The sequence below is a fragment of the Flavobacterium sp. IC2-16 genome (genome assembly GCF_055521455.1).
Genome location: NZ_CM145480.1, coordinates 807,790 through 825,968, shown reverse-complemented (window position 1 = coordinate 825,968; position 18,179 = coordinate 807,790). Strand labels below are relative to the sequence as shown.

The 18,179-nt window shown below is 35.5% G+C and carries 16 protein-coding genes and 1 tRNA gene; 14 read left to right on the top strand and 3 right to left on the bottom strand.

Annotation, left to right across the window (positions count from 1 at the left end; all coding sequences use genetic code 11):
* The first annotated feature begins 18 nt into the window (after positions 1-18).
* The 11 genes from murC to ACZ1JT_RS03625 all read left to right on the top strand — a co-directional run bounded on the left by murC (position 19) and on the right by ACZ1JT_RS03625 (position 13,408).
* Positions 19-1,374, top strand: coding sequence for a UDP-N-acetylmuramate--L-alanine ligase (murC, locus tag ACZ1JT_RS03675; RefSeq protein WP_465094810.1), 1,356 nt, complete (start codon positions 19-21; stop codon positions 1,372-1,374).
* Positions 1,361-2,086, top strand: a complete 726-nt coding sequence (locus tag ACZ1JT_RS03670) for a cell division protein FtsQ/DivIB (protein WP_465094809.1) — start codon at positions 1,361-1,363, stop codon at positions 2,084-2,086. Before murC ends, ACZ1JT_RS03670 begins: the two co-directional genes overlap by 14 nt.
* A gap of 6 nt (positions 2,087-2,092) precedes the next feature.
* The gene (ftsA, locus tag ACZ1JT_RS03665) at positions 2,093-3,481 is read left to right on the top strand and encodes a cell division protein FtsA (protein ID WP_465094808.1); all 1,389 of its coding nucleotides are present in this window, start codon (positions 2,093-2,095) and stop codon (positions 3,479-3,481) included.
* A 12-nt stretch (positions 3,482-3,493) separates the two neighbouring features.
* On the top strand, positions 3,494-5,455 hold the full coding sequence (ftsZ, locus tag ACZ1JT_RS03660) for a cell division protein FtsZ (RefSeq protein ID WP_465094807.1): 1,962 nt from the start codon (positions 3,494-3,496) through the stop codon (positions 5,453-5,455).
* A 224-nt stretch (positions 5,456-5,679) separates the two neighbouring features.
* A complete protein-coding gene (locus ACZ1JT_RS03655) occupies positions 5,680-6,126 on the top strand; it encodes a GatB/YqeY domain-containing protein (protein WP_465094806.1) in 447 nt (148 codons plus the stop codon).
* 55 nt (positions 6,127-6,181) lie between these two features.
* Positions 6,182-6,255 (top strand) — tRNA-Arg (locus ACZ1JT_RS03650).
* A gap of 297 nt (positions 6,256-6,552) precedes the next feature.
* Positions 6,553-7,377 carry a zinc-dependent peptidase gene (locus tag ACZ1JT_RS03645; RefSeq protein WP_465094805.1) on the top strand — a complete coding sequence of 275 codons (825 nt, stop codon included), beginning with the start codon at positions 6,553-6,555 and terminating at the stop codon, positions 7,375-7,377.
* A 92-nt stretch (positions 7,378-7,469) separates the two neighbouring features.
* Positions 7,470-8,528 (top strand): efflux RND transporter periplasmic adaptor subunit, encoded by a 1,059-nt coding sequence (locus ACZ1JT_RS03640; protein WP_465094804.1) that lies wholly within the window; start codon positions 7,470-7,472, stop codon positions 8,526-8,528.
* Positions 8,529-8,536: 8 nt separating this feature from the next.
* Positions 8,537-11,611 carry an efflux RND transporter permease subunit gene (locus ACZ1JT_RS03635; RefSeq protein WP_465094803.1) on the top strand — a complete coding sequence of 1,025 codons (3,075 nt, stop codon included), beginning with the start codon at positions 8,537-8,539 and terminating at the stop codon, positions 11,609-11,611.
* Entirely contained in the window at positions 11,612-12,916 is a 1,305-nt protein-coding gene (locus ACZ1JT_RS03630; RefSeq protein ID WP_465094802.1) for a TolC family protein, read from the top strand. It begins immediately after the preceding gene.
* Positions 12,917-12,985: 69 nt separating this feature from the next.
* The gene (locus ACZ1JT_RS03625) at positions 12,986-13,408 is read left to right on the top strand and encodes a CBS domain-containing protein (protein ID WP_465094801.1); all 423 of its coding nucleotides are present in this window, start codon (positions 12,986-12,988) and stop codon (positions 13,406-13,408) included.
* 31 nt (positions 13,409-13,439) lie between these two features.
* Here the strand turns inward: ACZ1JT_RS03625 and rpe are convergent, their stop codons facing one another.
* The 3 genes from rpe to ACZ1JT_RS03610 form a co-directional block, all read right to left on the bottom strand.
* Positions 13,440-14,105, bottom strand: coding sequence for a ribulose-phosphate 3-epimerase (rpe, locus tag ACZ1JT_RS03620; RefSeq protein ID WP_465094800.1), 666 nt, complete (start codon positions 14,103-14,105; stop codon positions 13,440-13,442).
* Between the two features lie 367 nt (positions 14,106-14,472).
* Positions 14,473-15,336 carry a sigma-70 family RNA polymerase sigma factor gene (locus ACZ1JT_RS03615; protein WP_026979542.1) on the bottom strand — a complete coding sequence of 288 codons (864 nt, stop codon included), beginning with the start codon at positions 15,334-15,336 and terminating at the stop codon, positions 14,473-14,475.
* A 79-nt stretch (positions 15,337-15,415) separates the two neighbouring features.
* Positions 15,416-16,366 carry a hypothetical protein gene (locus tag ACZ1JT_RS03610; RefSeq protein ID WP_465094799.1) on the bottom strand — a complete coding sequence of 317 codons (951 nt, stop codon included), beginning with the start codon at positions 16,364-16,366 and terminating at the stop codon, positions 15,416-15,418.
* Between the two features lie 96 nt (positions 16,367-16,462).
* On the opposite strand from ACZ1JT_RS03610, the gene ACZ1JT_RS03605 reads away from it, so the two are divergent.
* The 3 genes from ACZ1JT_RS03605 to ACZ1JT_RS03595 are packed head-to-tail and all read left to right on the top strand — an operon-like array spanning position 16,463 to position 18,141.
* The gene (locus tag ACZ1JT_RS03605; RefSeq protein ID WP_465094798.1) at positions 16,463-16,966 is read left to right on the top strand and encodes a hypothetical protein; all 504 of its coding nucleotides are present in this window, start codon (positions 16,463-16,465) and stop codon (positions 16,964-16,966) included.
* Between the two features lies 1 nt (position 16,967).
* Positions 16,968-17,531 carry a hypothetical protein gene (locus ACZ1JT_RS03600; protein WP_465094797.1) on the top strand — a complete coding sequence of 188 codons (564 nt, stop codon included), beginning with the start codon at positions 16,968-16,970 and terminating at the stop codon, positions 17,529-17,531.
* Positions 17,524-18,141 carry a hypothetical protein gene (locus ACZ1JT_RS03595; protein WP_465094796.1) on the top strand — a complete coding sequence of 206 codons (618 nt, stop codon included), beginning with the start codon at positions 17,524-17,526 and terminating at the stop codon, positions 18,139-18,141. The genes ACZ1JT_RS03600 and ACZ1JT_RS03595 overlap by 8 nt, the downstream gene beginning before the upstream one ends.
* Positions 18,142-18,179 lie beyond the last annotated feature (38 nt).

The following is an 18,179-nucleotide window of genomic DNA, read 5'->3' as shown; positions in this document are numbered from 1 at the left end:
CTTTTAAATGTATACAAAATGAATTTAAGTCAAATACAAAACGTTTATTTCATAGGTATTGGAGGTATTGGTATGAGTGCCTTGGCGCGTTATTTCAAATCTATTGGAAAAAATGTTGCCGGATACGATAAAACGCCTACGCACTTAACTGGTGAGTTAATAAATAGTGGTATTTCGATTCATTTTGAAGACAGTATAAATCAAATTGCACCCGAGTATTTGAATAAAGAAAATACGTTGGTTGTTATTACACCAGCTGTTCCAAAACATCACAGCGAATGGAATTACTTTTTGGAGAATAATTTTGTGGTAAAAAAACGTGCTGAAGTTCTTGGAATCATCACTAAAGATACGTTTTGTTTTGCAGTAGCAGGGACTCACGGGAAAACAACTACATCGAGTATTTTAGGACATGTGCTTTACGAAAGTGGAGCCGATGTTACTTCGTTTTTAGGAGGAATAGTCGAAAATTATAATTCCAATTTAATTGGTAGCGGAAAAACAGTTACGGTTGTTGAGGCAGATGAATTCGATCGTTCGTTTTTGCATTTGCATCCCAATATTGCCTGTGTTACTTCTATGGATGCAGATCATCTGGATATTTATGGAGATAAAGCAAGTATTGAGGCTTCATTTGTGGAGTTTGCCAATAAAGTTGAAGATAAAACCAAATTGTTTGTTACTAACGGATTGCCTTTGGAAGGGATAACTGTAGGTGTAAATGATGATTCGCAATTCGTTGCAAAAAACATAAGAATAGAAAACGGTTGGTATGTGTTCGATGTCGAAACACCAACAGAAACAATACAAAACTTAAAATTTGGACTGCCAGGCAGACATAATCTGACTAATGCGCTATTAGCTTTGGCAATGGCAAAAACATTTGGTACCCCAACCGATGCTATTGCCAAGGCTTTTTTATCATTTAAAGGAGTGAAACGTCGTTTTTCCTTCCAAATTCGTAAACCGGAATTGGTGTATATAGACGATTATGCACATCATCCAACCGAAATTAATGCAGTGCATCAAGCGGTTCGTGAATTGTACCCGGGTAAAAAAGTATTAGCGGTTTTTCAGCCTCATTTGTTTAGTAGAACTTGTGATTTTGCTGACGATTTTGCAAAAAGTTTGTCACAGTTCGACGAAGTCTTGCTTATGGAAATTTATCCCGCAAGAGAATTGCCAATGGAAGGAATTACTTCTAGCTGGCTCTTAGATAAAATTGAAAATGATGCAAAGAAATTGGTTCAAAAAGACGAGTTAATTTCGATGTTAAAAAGTTCCGATGCGCCAGTTATTGTAACGATAGGTGCAGGAGATGTTGGTGAAATGGTTTTAGATATAAAAAAGGCATTAGAAAATGAGAAAAATTAAATGGACAGATGTGCGTTTAGTGCTCATGATTGGCGTCGTGATTTTTTTGTATTCTTTTTCAAAAATGAGAAACGGACAACGAAAAATTGTTAAAACCGATGTTGAATTTACAGGCGAAAATAACCCATTTGTTACACATGAAATGGTTAATAACTTGTTAATACAAAATTTTAACGGCTCTTCCACGATACGAAAAGATAAATTAGATTTGAATAGTTTAGAGCATACCCTCGATAATAACAAAATGATTGCTAAAGCCGAGGTGTTTGCTACTATAGATGGAACCCTAAAAGCGCTCGTTACTCAGAAGACCCCAATCGCAAGAGTTAGCAATAAAAATGGGTTTTATTACATTGATTATCAGGGAGAAGAAATGCCATTGTCGGATAATTTTTCGGCACGTGTTCCGCTCCTTTTTGGCGAAGTAAATGAAGATAACAAAGCTGGATTGATAGAAGTTTTTCAGAAAATTCACAACGATGATTTTTTGAAAAAAAACATTACCAGTGTTCAAATTTTGCCTGAAACAGGAAGTCTGATGATGACGAATAGAAATTACGACTATCGTATTCTTTTCGGAAAAACAGTCAATATTGACAAGAAGTTTAATAATTACAAAGCTTTTTATCAGTATGCCAAAAAAGATACACTGATTGGGAAATATAGAGAAGTTAATTTGAAGTTTACACAGCAGGTTGTTTGCACCAAATAAATGAGTATGGAAAAAGAAAGTATTGCAGTAGGATTAGATATCGGGACTACAAAAATTGTAGCGATGATAGGCAAGAAAAATGAATATGGGAAGTTAGAAATTTTAGGCGTTGGTAAATCCAAAAGCCTTGGTGTGGCGCGTGGTGTGGTAAATAATATTACACAAACCATTCAGTCAATTCAACAAGCAATTATTGAGGCGGAAGCAGATTCTGGATATAAAATTAACGATGTGGTGGTAGGTATAGCCGGTCAGCACATTCGTAGTATCCAACACAGTGATTACATCAGTAGAAATAATGCTGAAGAAGTAGTTGGTGACGCCGATATCGATTTGTTGATTAATCAAGTTCATAAACTTGCTATGTTGCCGGGGGAAGAAATAATTCACGTATTGCCACAAGAGTTTAAAATTGATGGTGAAAGCGGAATAAAAGAGCCTATCGGGATGTCTGGAGGGAGAGTTGAAGCTAGTTTCCACGTAGTGGTAGGGCAGGCTTCATCGATTAGAAATGTGGGAAGATGTATTAAAAGTGCGGGCTTGGATTTGTCAGGACTTACTTTGGAACCATTGGCTTCAGCAGATGCGGTTTTAAGTCAAGAAGAAAAAGAAGCTGGTGTTGCTTTGATAGATATAGGTGGTGGTACTACCGATTTGGCAATTTTCAAAGATGGCATCATTCGTCATACAGCAGTTATCCCTTTTGGGGGTAATGTAATTACAGAAGACATCAAAGAAGGATGCTCGATTATTGAAAAGCAAGCGGAATTGTTGAAAGTGAAATTTGGTTCGGCTTGGCCAGGTGAAAATAAGGATAACGAAATTGTTTCAATTCCGGGATTAAGAGGTCGTGAGCCTAAAGAGATTTCTTTGAAAAACCTTTCCAAAATTATCCATGCAAGAGTTGTGGAAATTATTGAACAGGTATTCGCTGAAATTAAAAATTATGGACACGAAGATCCACGCAAAAAACTTATCGCGGGTATCGTTTTAACAGGAGGAGGTTCTCAGTTAAAACATGTGAAGCAGTTGGTGGAATATATCACAGGAATGGATACACGAATTGGCTATCCAAACGAACATTTGGCTGGAAATTCCGACGAAGAAATTTCAAGTCCGATGTATGCCACTGCTGTTGGCTTGGTAATGAACAGCATTCGCAACAATACAAGAAGTGCTACTCCGTTGGTTGAAATGAAACGAGAGGAGCCGAAAATTGAAATAAAAACTCCAGTTTATGAAAACACCCAAGTAGAAAGTGAAACTTGGGAAACTTCGAAACCGGAAATTGAAAAAGTAATGGTCGATACCGAGTCAACAAATGACAAGATTAAAAGAGGCTTTTTTGATAAATATATAGACAAGATTAAAGAATTTTTAGATAACGCAGAATAAAACCGATACAGTATGGAAAGCAACAACGATTTTGGCAGTATTTCATTTGATTTACCAAAAAACCAATCAAATGTCATTAAAGTTATTGGTGTAGGTGGAGGTGGTAGCAATGCCATTAACCACATGTTTAAGCAGGGAATTGTAGGGGTGGATTTTGTTATCTGCAACACCGATTCTCAAGCGTTAGAGAATAGCCCTGTGCCTAATAAAATTCAGTTGGGAGTTGATCTTACTGAAGGATTAGGGGCTGGAGCAAACCCGGAAGTTGGTCAACAAGCCGCTTTCGAAAGTATCGAAGAAATTGAAAAAATGTTGGATACCAACACCAAGATGGTTTTTATTACTGCCGGTATGGGTGGTGGAACCGGAACTGGTGCAGCTCCAGTAATAGCACAATTGGCTAAAGAACGCGATATCTTAACGGTTGGTATCGTTACTATTCCTTTCCAATTTGAAGGAAAAGTTCGTTCTGAGCAAGCGTTACAAGGTGTTGAAAGATTGCGTAAACACGTAGATTCGCTTATCGTTATCAATAATAATAAATTGCGTGAAGTATATGGTAACCTTGGCTTTAAATCGGGGTTCTCTAAAGCAGATGAAGTATTAGCAACTGCTTCTCGCGGAATTGCAGAGGTAATTACAAATCACTATGCGTTAAATATCGATTTACGCGATGCTAAAACAGTGTTGTCTAATAGTGGTACTGCCATTATGGGCTCTGCTACAGCAACGGGTGAAAACAGAGCGAAAGACGCAATTAAATCAGCGTTAGATTCACCATTGTTAAACGATAATAAAATCGCTGGAGCTAAAAATGTATTGTTATTGATCGTTTTTGGAACCAATGAAATTACTATGGATGAAATGGGTGAAATCAACGATTACATCCAAACAGAAGCAGGTTACAGCGCAAATATTATCATGGGTGCTGGGGAAGACGAAAGTTTAGGTGAAGGTATTTCGGTAACCGTAATTGCAACTGGTTTTAATGTTGAACAACAAGCTGAAATTGTTAACGCGGAGCCTAAAAAAATCATTCATACGTTAGAAGGTGAGCAAAAATTTGTTCAAGATTTAACGAAAAAAAATGAAACTACAGCTTTCGACTTTTCAACTCCTGCATCGGTAAATGAAATTAATGTGGTAGCTACCGAAGTTACTCCAGAAGAAGATCAAAAAGTGGTTTTTGCTTTAGAAGAAGAATTTGTAATCGAAGAAGTACAACCTGTGGCTGAAATCGATTTAATTCCAACATCTGATTTTATTAAAAACCTTGATGTGTTTTTTGAAGTAGTTTCGCCTATGAAGGAAGAAGTTACTTTCGAAATTAAAGATGTTCGTGAAATTGAAGTTTTTGGAGCAGAAGTAGTGAAAGTTGAGGAGCAACCAATTCAAGAACAAATTTCATTCTCTTTTGACTTAACAAATGGTGGTGTTTCAACTAACGATGATAAATTGATTTTTAACTTGTCTGAAGAAACCAAAGAAATGCAGGTTAATGAGCCAGTACAAGTAATTCCTGTAACGGAAGTGTCGGAATCGGGTGTAATTCGTTTTTCTCTAGATGACTACATGGAAAAAGAAAACGAATTGTTAGCATCGAAACCAACAGCTGAAGTTATTGAAGAGCCAATTGCTCCTGAGTTAGATATAACAATGCATAAAAAAGAGGAAGCTCCAGCAAACCAAAACTTTTTTGATGAAATTTCTCCGGTAGAAATGACTATTGAAGAAACACTTCGTCAACGTGCAGAAGAGCGTAAACGTAAAATGAAAGAGTTCAATTATAAATTCAATAATAGCGCATCGCGTGTTAACGAATTGGAAAAAGAACCGGCTTATAAACGAATGGGTGTCGATTTAAATGCTTCGCCTATAGATAATAGCAAATCTCGCATGTCATTAGGGTTTGATAGTAACGATGATATTCAGTTGCGTTCTAACAACTCTTTTCTACATGATAACGTAGATTAACTAAACCAATTTTGAGAAACCTTTAACCCGGAGCAGCAATGTTTCGGGTTATTTTTTTATCTTCGCAGTGCAAAAAAATAAATTGTTTGGAGCGAATGTAAAGGCTTTTTTGGCAACCTTTTTCCCGCCATACGCTTTACAAGGTGCCGCTTCTGTCGGGGCTATTGCAATACCATTTTATTTTTTGCCAATGAATTTAACTAATAGTATAAATAATTATAAAGATGAGTTTAGCAACACAAATCATGGACGAGATGAAAACCGCCATGAAAGCAAAAGATACAGTAGCCCTGGAAGCATTACGTGCCATTAAATCCGAAATTTTATTAGCACAAACTTCCGCTACTGGAGGTGATTTAACCGCTGAAGACGAAATCAAACTTTTGCAAAAATTAGTAAAACAAAGAAAAGATAGCGCTACTATTTTTAACGAGCAAGGGCGCGCCGATTTGGCGGAACCAGAATTAGCACAAGTTGCAGTTATTGAGAAATTTTTACCCGCTCAATTGTCTGAAGCAGAAGTAGAAGCTGTAGTCTCTAAAATTATTGCAGATGGAGGTTTCTCTGGTATGGCAGCAATGGGGCAAGTAATGGGAATGGCTTCAAAAGAATTGTCGGGTCAAGCTGATGGTAAAACCATTTCTACAATTGTTAAGAAATTATTAGCATAAAGAATTTAGTTTTTTATTATTCAGACTTCTAACTTCTAATTTCAGACTTCATAATGGCCTCGTAGTTCAACTGGATAGAATATCAGATTTCGGCTCTGAGGGTTGGGGGTTCGAACCCCTCCGAGGTCACGTATAAATAAGGAAACACGCTAAAAATATCCAAGCTTGCTTGAGTATTTTTAGCGTGTTTCTTTGTTTTCAAAGCGGAGCTTTGTAGGGGAAGGCGAAGCCAACCCCTTTTTTTAATTCCAAGCTTGCTTGAGTATTTTTAGCGTGTTTCTTTGTTTTCAAGGCGGAGCTTTTTAGGGGAAGGCTTGGTCAATTCCTCTGAGGGCACAACTATATGTAAATAAATAGTTCATTCCTTTGTTTTTTCTGCATTACCGCACGTATAAACTTTTGTACATTCCCTTTTTTTGAATAGATTTGGAATCAAGAAAATTATACGGTTTGGATAATATTTGGATTGCGGTATTGGTAATTATTCTCATCGGATTGCTCTGCTTTAAAGTTGTGGAGCATGGTTACATCGCAATTTTTAATAAACCGTTGTACATTCACTTTTATCCGTTTCATAAAAAGCTAAAACGTTCACAGCGTCGCATACTTCTAAAAAAGGTTTTGTTCTATCAAAATCTTCCTCAAAAAGAACAAATCTATTTTCAATATAGGGTAGCCGATTTTATTGCAGAATATGAGTTTGTTGGTAGAGAAGGATTACAAGTAACCGATGAAATGAAAGTATTAATAGCTGCAACCTCTACTATGCTAACCTTTGGAATGAAACATTATCTTTTCGATGTTTTTGAGCGTATAGTTATTTTTCCGGAAGAATATTATTCTACCATGAATGAAGAATATCATATTGGTGAATTTAATCCGGTGGTTAAAGCCATTGCTTTTTCATGGAAAGATTTTAAAAAAGGATTTGCAATTCATGATGATAATATCAATTTAGGGCTACATGAATTTGCGCATGCGCTCAACTTTCAAGCCATGAAAAGTAATAACACAAGTATGGTGATTTTTTTTGATATGTATAAAGAAATCATGCGCGATATTCACCATCCACCTAATGCCAAACGCCTAATAGAATCTGAATATTTTCGAATCTACGCCTATACCAATAAGTTTGAGTTTTTGGCTGTTATTTTAGAACACTTTTTTGAAACTCCTGAGGTTTTTAAAAAAGAATTCCCTGAACTTTTTCATAAGGTTGAGTTGATGATCAATTTTAAAGAAAGCCGCTAAATTTTTGTTAAAAGCAAGCTTGTTTCTCCTGCTATTTTCAACTTAAGAAGTAGCTTTGTGTAATTTTAAAACAAAGCTTGTCTATACAAATTATGAAAATGAAATATATATCTTACTTCGTTATTGCAATAATTTTAAGCGGATTGGTCTTTTATCGTATATCTCAAAACGCTGAAAAAGACACCAATGGAAAAGATAAAGGAGGGCCTAAAAAACCTTCAAAAGTTACCGGGATGGTGTTGGTGCCACAATTGTTTTCGGATAATCTTAAATTGTCTGGGTCTATTGAAGCCAATGAAGAGGTTGAAATTAGAAGTGAGGTTTCTGGAGTGGTAGAAAGTATTAATTTTTCAGAAGGTACAAATGTGTCTCAAGGACAGTTGTTGTTTAAAATTAATGATAGTGAATTACGCGCTCAGCTAATTCAAGCTCAAACCAAACAGCAACTTACATCAGAGAATGAACGTCGTGCCAAACTATTACTTCAAAAAGAAGCAATAAGTCAAGAAGAATATGATATAGCCAGTGCTGATTTTCGTTCGGCTAAGGCTCAAACTCAACTTATTAAAGCTCAATTATACAAAACGGCTGTAAAAGCACCTTTTTCTGGTAAAATTGGATTGCGTTCTATTTCAAAAGGGACTTATGTTACTCCTACAACTGTTGTCGCAAAATTGGTAAATACGACTCAGGTTAAGATTACTTTTTCAGCACCTGAAAAATATGCCGTTCAAATGAAACCCGGTTCAGAAATTACGTTTACGGTTTCTGGTTCCAAAGAGGTTTTTAAAGCAAAAGTTTATGCAGTAGAACCCGAAATAGAAGAGGTAACTCGTACCTTGAAAATGAGGGCTATTGCCCAAAATCCTGAAGCAAAGTTAATTCCAGGGACTTTTGCAAACGTTGCATTGCCTCTTGATAATATTACCGATGCATTACTTGTGCCTAGTGAAGCTTTAATTCCAATCCAAAACGGAAAAAAAGTATTCATTTCTAATAAAGGAAAAGCTAAAGAAATTATTGTTGAAACTGGACCTAGAACGGATAAAGATGTTTTAATCACGTCGGGTTTAACCAAAGGAGATACGGTGTTAACTTCTGGAGTTATGACGTTAAAAGAAGGATCACCCGTTAAAGTAATCCTTAAATAATTTCAGATATGAGCTTATCAACTATAAGTATCAAACGACCCGTGTTAACAATAGTTATGAATCTGTTGTTGATTCTTTTTGGAGTTATTGGATATACTTTTTTAGGAGTCCGTGAATTTCCTTCTATTGATCCTGCCCAAATTTCGGTGCAAACCAATTATTCGGGAGCGAATGCGGATATTATTGAATCACAAATTACAGAGCCACTCGAAAAAGCTATTAATTCTATTGATGGTATTCGAAATATTTCTTCTACAAGTAGTCAAGGGCGAAGCAGCATCACTGTGGAGTTCGATTTGAATAAGAATTTAGAAGAAGCGGCTAACGATGTACGAGATAAGGTTTCACAAGCTGTGCGAAGTTTGCCTCAAGATATTGATGCACCACCTGTAGTTTCCAAGGCAGATGCCGATTCGCAGCCTATCATAACCATGACGGTTCAAAGTGATACTAAAAATGTTCTGGAACTTACAGATTATGCCGATAACGTACTTTCCCAACGTCTTCAAACCATACCTGGGGTAAGTAGTGTCCAAATTTGGGGTATGCGAAAATATGCCATGCGTTTATGGATAGACCCCGTAAAATTGGCATCTTATGGGTGCACGGTTTCCGATGTGAGAGATGCGTTGAATAAACAAAATGTCGAATTGCCCTCGGGTAAGCTTACAGGAGCCAATACGGAGCTTACGGTTAAAACAATTGGTAATATTTCAACAGAAGAAGAGTTTGGAGACATCATCATAAAAGCCGATGGCGAAAGAATTGTTAGGTTAAGTGATGTAGGCAAAGCCTCTTTGGAAGCTGAAAATCTTGAGACTAAACTATCCGATTCGGGTCAGCCAATGGTAGGACTTGCTGTGATTCCTCAACCTGGAACAAATTACCTGGACATTGCTGAAAAATTCTACGAGCAATACGAACAGTTTCAGAAAGATTTACCGAAAGATTTTAAACTAAATATTGCTATCGATAATACTGTTTTTGTAAAAAAAGCAGTAACCGAAGTAGCAGAAACCCTTTTGGTTGCAATCATATTGGTAGTGCTAATCATTTATCTGTTCTTTAGAGATTGGGCGATTGCTTTCCGACCTTTAATTGACATTCCCGTTTCGCTAATAGCTACCTTTTTTATAATGTACTTATGTGGATTTTCGGTAAATGTTTTAACGCTTTTGGCCATTGTTTTAGCAACCGGACTTGTGGTAGACGATGGAATTGTTGTTACCGAAAATATTTTCAAGAAAGTTGAAGAAGGTATGTCGCCAATTCAAGCTGCTGTAAAAGGATCTAATGAGATTTTCTTTGCAGTAATTTCGATTTCCATAACCTTAGCGGCTGTTTTTCTACCAGTGATTTTCTTGGAAGGTTTTGTAGGACGCCTGTTTAGGGAATTCGGTATTGTTATTGGCTCTGCGGTATTGATTTCGGCTTTTGTTTCGCTTACGCTAACTCCAATGTTAAATGCGTATTTGATGAAAGGCGGGAAACAGAAGAAAACAAAATTCTATAATCTTACCGAACCTTTATTTCAAAAAATGAATTCATCATACGCAGAAACTCTTACTGCATTTATGAAGAAAAAATGGTTGAGTTTTCCAATATTGATTGCTTGTTTCGGACTAATAGTTTTATTTTTCAATATTCTTCAGAAAGAGACCGCTCCTTACGATGACAGAAGTTTTATATCCATGAATGTTACGGCTCCAGAAGGGGCATCTTACGACTATATGGATCGTTTTATGAATGAAATTACCGAACTTATCAACGATTCAATTCCAGAAAAAAAGGTAAGTTTAATTATTACTTCTCCAGGATTTGGTTCTTCATCGGTAAATACCGGTAGAGCACGTATAGCTTTGGTACAGCCTGACGAAAGGGATAAAACACAAAAAGAACTGGCTGAAAGTTTGACCAAATGGACAAAACAATATTCTGAAGCTAAAGTAAATGTCTCTGAATCTCCTACAATTGCTGTGAATAGAAGAGGCGGAATGCCGGTGCAATTCGTTATTCAAGCGCCAAATTTTAAAAAGCTAGAGGAGAAAATTCCGTTGTTCATGGAAGAGGTTTCCAATGATCCAACATTTTCAAACTCCGATGTTGATCTTAAATTCAATAAACCGGAAGTATATGTAACGATAGATCGTGAGAAAGCTCAAAGTCTTGGTGTGTCGGTAATCGATGTGGCGCAAACCTTGCAATTGTCTTTGAGTGGTCAGCGTTTTGGGTATTTTATGCGTAACGGAAAACAATATCAGGTCATCGGACAATTCGATAAGAAAGATAGAGATGCTCCAATGGATTTGGCTTCAATATTTGTGAAAAATAAAGAAGGAAAGCTTATTCAATTGGATAATTTAGTGACCATTGAAGAGCAAAGTAGTCCGCCACAATTGTACCATAATAATCGTTATATGTCGGCTACAGTTTCGGCTGGATTGGCGCCAAATAGGAGTATTAGTGAAGGAATTGATGCGATGAACCGCATTAAAGAAAAGGTTCTTGACGACACGTTTACCACTGATTTAAGTGGTGAATCGAGAGATTTTGTGGAAAGTAGTTCAAATACTTCCTTTGCCTTTGGATTGGCCTTGTTGCTAATATTTTTGATTTTAGCCGCACAGTTCGAAAGTTTTATTGATCCGTTTATTATTATTTTAACGGTTCCTATGGCTGTTGCAGGAGCTTTATTTTCGTTATGGCTTTTTGGTCAGACTTGGAATATTTTCAGTCAAATTGGTACGATTATGCTAATAGGACTGGTAACTAAAAATGGCATCTTAATTGTTGAGTTTGCAAATCAGCTGCAGGAACAAGGAAAACCAAAATATCAGGCTGTAATGGAAGCTGCGGAGTCTAGACTTCGTCCTATCTTGATGACAAGTTTGGCTATCGCTTTAGGAGCACTGCCAATTGCAATGTCGTTGGGAGCCGCTTCACAAAGTAGAATGGGTATGGGAGTTGTAATTGTTGGAGGTACTTTGTTTTCACTTTTATTAACCTTATTTGTTATTCCGGCCATTTATTTTATGTGGTCTAAAGAGAAAAAACACAATCCAGAATTTGATACATTAGATTAAATGAAATTCTTAAGTATAACAATTTTTACAGTATTCGTTTTTAGTACAAACGGATTTTCCCAAGAAATTTTAACAGTAAAAGACGCTGTTTCTATGGCTTTGGAAAAGAACTTTGATATTAAAATTGCATCAAACGCGTCTAAGGTTGACCAAACGAACTCAAGTATTGGAAACGCAGGAATGCTTCCGCAAGTAACAGCTAATTTTACTCAGAGTAATGCACTTCAAAACTCAAAGCAAACCCAACAAAATGGTGATGTTCGAGAATTGAATAATGCCAAAAATAACAGTATTACTTACGGCGTTTCGTTAGGGTGGACTGTATTTGATGGAATGGGTATGTTTTCGCGCTACAATCAGTTGAAAACGATTGAAAAACAAGGTGATGCTGAACTTCGTATGACTATCTTATCAAAAACTTCTCAAGTGCTGACAGCTTATTATGATTTGGTCCAGCAACAGCAACTTATGAGGGCTTTAGATACTACAATCGTAATTTCTAAGCAACGATTGAAAACAGCAGAGAACAGATATATAATTGGAAAGGCGTCTAAATTAGAGGTTTTGAATGCTAAAGTTGATTTAAATTCGGATTTGTCCAATTTCGCGAAACAGAAAGAAATTCTAGCAACAGGAAAAATTAAGCTTAATGAATTGTTAGCAAGAGATTTAAGTCTTGATTTTGTAGTTGAAGAAAGTACGGTTTTAAACGAGAACCTTATATTGGCTGATATTTTACAACAATCGGAAAGTCAAAACAGTGAATTGGAATTAGCTCAATTAAATACTAAAATTGCCGAGCTAGAGCAGCAAAAAGTAAAAGCAAATCGTTATCCGGTAGTGCGCTTGAATAGCGGATATAACTTTTCCAATACAGAATCGAGTTTAGGTTTCGTGTCGCAATCGAACAGTCGTGGATTGACCTATGGTGTTACGGCTTCCTTATCTATTTTTAATGGAGGACAACAAAATAGAGCCGAAAAATCGATTAAATATCAAGTTGAAAATTCTAAATTGGAATTAGATCAGATAAAGCAAAAAATACAATCTCAAGTGATGAGTTTGTATCAAACCTATTTGGCTAATGTAGATTTGACTAAGCTCGAGCAGGAAAATGAGGCTATAGCGAAACAAAATTTAGAGATTACCTTAGAGAAATTCAGAATTGGTTCAGTTCCTTCAATCGAATTTCGAAATGCACAACAGAATTATGTTAATGCTGTCGCAAGAAGTAATAATGCGCTTTTTCAGGCTAAGATTTCAGAAGTGATGCTTCAGGAAATTTCGGGAAATATTAAGTTGTAATTTTACAATTTTTGAACTTATATTTTGTAATTTTACTATATCAAAATATTGATATTCAATATATTAGATATGAAACAAAATGTTCCAATAGCATCCATTATGACTCATAATGTCGTTAAGTTAAATTTAACCGATGATTTAACTAAAGCGGAAAGTTTGTTTAAGAGTCATAAAATAAAACATATTCCTGTGGTTCATGGGAATAAGATAATTGGAATGTTGAGTTATTCAGATTTACTTCGAATATCGTATGTTGATGCTGTAGACGAAGGCGAAGAGGCTATAGATGTTACAGTATACAATATGTTTACTTTGGAGCAGGTAATGACCAAAGAAGTGGTTACCGTTACACCGGAAACAACAATTAAAGAAGCTGCAGAGATATTAACCTCTCATGAGTTTCATGCTTTACCGGTATGTGTTGGAGATTTGCTTGTCGGGATTGTAACAACAACCGATTTGATTCAGTACTTAATAACCCAGTATAATTAAAAAAGGCACTTAATTAAGTGCCTTTTGTTTTTTATGAAGTAGTTTTACTTTTTAGATTCGAAATGGTTTCAATGGGGTTTTGCGATTTAAAAACAAAACTTCCGGCAACCAATACATCAGCGCCTGCATCAATAAGTTGTTTGGCGTTTCTATCAGTTACTCCACCGTCAATTTCAATAAGGGTTGAAGCACCGTTTCGACTAATGATTTCTTTTAATTGGGAAATTTTTTTATAGGTATTTTCGATAAAAGATTGTCCGCCGAAACCAGGGTTTACACTCATTATACAAACCAAGTCAATGTCCTTAATTACATCTTCTAAAAGCGATACGTTTGTATGAGGATTTATGGCAACACCTGCTTTCATTCCTTCTGCTTTTATGGCTTGTAATGTGCGGTGTAAGTGAGTACAAGCTTCATAATGAACAGTAAGGATATCCGAACCAAGTTCTTTGAAGGTTTTAATGTAGCGGTCTGGATCTACAATCATTAAATGTACATCGATGGTTTTTTTGGCATGTTTGTTAATTGCTTCTAAAACGGGCATTCCAAAAGAAATGTTAGGAACAAAAACGCCGTCCATGATATCAATATGAAACCAATCTGCTTCACTTGAATTAATCATTTCGATGTCACGTTGTAAGTTTGCAAAATCTGCAGCAAGCACTGATGGTGCTATAATGGCTTGTTTACTCATTAGTACGTATTTGTGTTGTTGTGTTGAAGGTGCAAAGATACTTTAATAGAGTTCTAATTCAAAAATAACTTGGGAGTTTTAATCATCAATCAAGTGGAGCAATTTGGTAAAAGCAGTAAAAGTATAAATAGGAGTTTTGATTGCTTAAAAAGCAAAACTCCGGAAACCCGAGCATTTTATATGCGAACAGACTGGAGTTTTGATTGCTTAAAAAGCAAAACTCCGGTAATCAGCCGGAGTTTCAATCATCAATCAAAAAACGAACAGTTATTGAAACTGTTGTTATTTTCAATATTTTAAGGAAATAGTATTAAATTTTGAGCCGTAAAGTTAAAATAAACAATTCAATTTACAACTTTTTTTTGACTTATCCTAAGTAAGTTTTAAGAATCTTGCTTCTTGAAGTGTGTTTTAAACGTCTAATTGCTTTTTCTTTAATTTGACGAACACGTTCGCGCGTTAAATCGAAAGTTTCTCCAATTTCTTCCAAAGTCATAGGGTGTTGGTCACCTAATCCAAAGTATAAGCGAACTACGTCTGCTTCTCTAGGAGTTAAGGTTTCCAAAGCACGCTCGATTTCAGTACGAAGTGATTCATGAATTAATTCACGATCTGGATTTGGAGATTCGCCTGAACGCAATACGTCGTATAAGTTTGAATCTTCACCTTCAACAAGTGGAGCGTCCATTGATAAGTGACGACCCGAGTTTTTCATACTCTCTTTAACATCGTTCACAGTCATGTCTAGTTCTGCAGCAATTTCTTCGGCAGACGGCGCTCTTTCTTGTGATTGCTCCAACAAGGCATACATTTTATTGATCTTGTTGATAGAACCAATTTTATTTAACGGTAAACGAACGATACGGGATTGTTCTGCTAGTGCTTGTAGAATAGATTGACGAATCCACCATACCGCATACGAAATAAATTTAAAACCACGAGTTTCATCGAAACGTTGTGCGGCTTTAATTAATCCTAAGTTTCCTTCGTTAATTAAATCGGGTAATGTTAACCCTTGATTTTGATATTGTTTTGCTACGGAAACCACAAAACGTAAGTTGGCTTTCGTTAATTTTTCTAAGGCTCTTTGGTCGCCTGCTTTAATGCGTTGCGCTAATTCTACTTCTTCATCGGCAGTAATTAAATCTACTTTTCCGATTTCTTGTAGGTATTTGTCTAAGGAAGCAGTTTCACGATTGGTAACCTGCTTGGTAATTTTGAGCTGTCTCATTAATTTGTCTCCTTATCATTTTAAGTGTTCAGGTTGTTATACGTAATGAGTTGCAAAAAAGTTACACGTGTTACAAAAATTATTCTATAATGTAATTTTCAATTTTCAGTCTATAGTATTCTACCTTCTGAAGCATTCTGTTGAAGAAAATGTTTCTGTCCTTTTTACCTGTTAGATTGAGTAATTTGGAATTGTTTAATTGGTTTGAAATAAATTGTTTTTCTTCTTGACAGATGCTTTTTTCGGAAGTAACACAATAGCCTAGCATGTTGTATGGAATAAATAGGGAAGACTTTTCTTTAGAATCGAATAAAACGACATTGTTTAAAATTAAAAGCTCGTTATAATATACTTGAAATTGTTCAGGTTTTTTTTGAATGTTGTGGACAATTTTCTTGATAATTTCTTTAACGTCTTCAAGTAATAACAATGCGTTTTGATGTGTAACCAGTCCTGCTTCAAAGAAATAAAAAATTTGCTGTAATGAACTATTTATAGTTGTGTCGTTCCAAATCTCAATTTGTTTTGACTTTTCAAAAATTGCTTTTAATCGGGTAGTTTCATTAAGCATGGATTGGTCTAGCTGAAAATCTTCAAAACGAGAGTTCTGTTTGTCGGTTAACAAATTTAACCATACAAAAAGTTTAAATTTTGAAAGTAATGTACCTCCAATAGTATATTGTAACGGAATGTCTTTAGCTGAATAAAAGATTGTGGTCTCTAACTGGAAGTAAGGGGATAAAAGTTGATTTGATTTCTCGAAATAGGATTTAAAGTCATTTGAGGAGCTTATGGAACTGGTTTTTTCAACCACAAATTTATTTTGATTTGCAAACAAGCTGTCCATCGATATGGAGTAATAATGGCATAAACGAACAGTCTCCTCAATGGATAATTTACTTTTTAATGAAATTCTTCTGTGTGCTGCATCATAACTTATGTTTAGAACAGCGGCCATTTCTTCCAGCAACGATTTGTCTTTTGGAAGGTGTTTTCTAATGCTTTTAAGTAGCAGTTCTTGATTTTTCATTTGTGAATTTCGCAAAATCAAAAATATGAAATATTATAATGCGCAACTTGTTTTGTGATTTTAAATTTAGTTTTGATCTAATTAAAATCACTAATTATGAAAACAATTGTATTGATGTTACTCGTTTCGGTGTGTTTTTTGTCTTGTAAGTCTGGAAAAATTCCAAACAAGGAATTGATGGAGTTGAACAAAAAACTTAATGGAGAGTTTATAGCTACTTCTGTAAAGAATGATTCTACCCGTTCTAAAAAAACAACCATTCAAGGTTTATTTCAGATTCGTAATGCAGATTCGATAGTCAAGGTTTATGTAGATAAACAAAGTCGTTTGAATGTCGTCTATAAAGATGTTTTAGGCGGGAAGTCGGAGCAGGCTTTCAAAGGTGTCTTCAAGAAAAAATATTTTCAAGTGTTTCTAGAAAGGAAGCGAATCCCTTTTTTCCCTATTTATTCTATTGCTAAAGTTAATCGATTACGATTCGGGGTAGCAAAAGACTCCACTTTGATTTTGAATCATTATTACGACTATTCTGGAGCGTTTATGTTTTTTGCTGCAGGGAATTCTGGACGCAATCAGTATCGATTTCTAAAAGCGAAGTAATATGATTTTTAAAATTAATAATATGGGTAAGGCTAAGATTTTGCCATACGTGTTGCCGTTTCTTTTTTTGGTGTTGGTTTCGTCGTGTAGTGTAAGTAACCAGTTGAATACCGATGATTTTAAAGAATTTCCAAAACAGTTGTCTGTTAGTTTTTATGATAAACTCGATACCATAACCAGCGAGTATGATGATCACATTTTTACAAGAAGTTTTCTTAAGGAAATTTCCAATGATAAAAACATCAACTACGCCAAGGCCATTTCGTTACAAATAGAAAAGAACGTGTTGTTTCTAAAGTTTGAAGATACAAGCCAAAAAGAGTATGTGCTCAAGTTTTATGGAAAGCAACACAAGAAAAAATTTGTTTTCTACACCAATTATAAGACCATTTCGTTTCCGATTGTTTTAATGACGAAAGAAATGAAAAAGTATAGCGTTTTCCTATCAGACAACAACGAAGTGATTTTCGTAAACAGAAATGTAAATGAAGGGATGTTCTTGTTTTTAGGAGCTGGTAACTCGTATGAATATAATTATCATTTTAAAATTTTAACTCATGAATAAGGTGTTGTTTTTTCTCTTTTTTGCAGTAACTATTTACGCTCAGGACACTATTACATATCCTAAAATAGATTTGTATAAACGAAATATTGTAGAAGTAAGCTACGGGATTCCATTAGGGGCGTTGTCGGATAAATATGAAAGTTCTGTCAATACAGGTTATTATTTACGAACAAAAATTGCCCGAAAACAATACATTGATTTTGGTGCAGAGTTAAGTGGTATTGTCAAGGGTAGAGAGGTTGAGTATCAGGTGTCTGATGAGAAATTAAAGTTAGAAGGAAGTAAGACTTCTTTTTTATTAGGTTTTAGGTATTCGCGAATTTTGTTTCAATCAAATAACGAAATTTTTCATATCGAATCCAATTCGGGTATTGGTTGGAAATATTTGCATTACCGAAAACCCGATGGTGAGCAGTATGACAAACTGGATTTTGACCCTACATTGCATACTATAGCTGTTTCTCAAGGTTTAAAGGTTATGTGTTACGGATTTGGAGTGTTTTGTAATTATCAATATGCTCCGTATGGTTTATTCAACTGTAATGCTGAGAATAATTTTGGAGGGCCATCTTTAAATGTAGGTATTTCAGGAAGTTGGAATTTCTTATAAACAAAAACCCCGATTCAAAAAGATGAATCAGGGTTTTC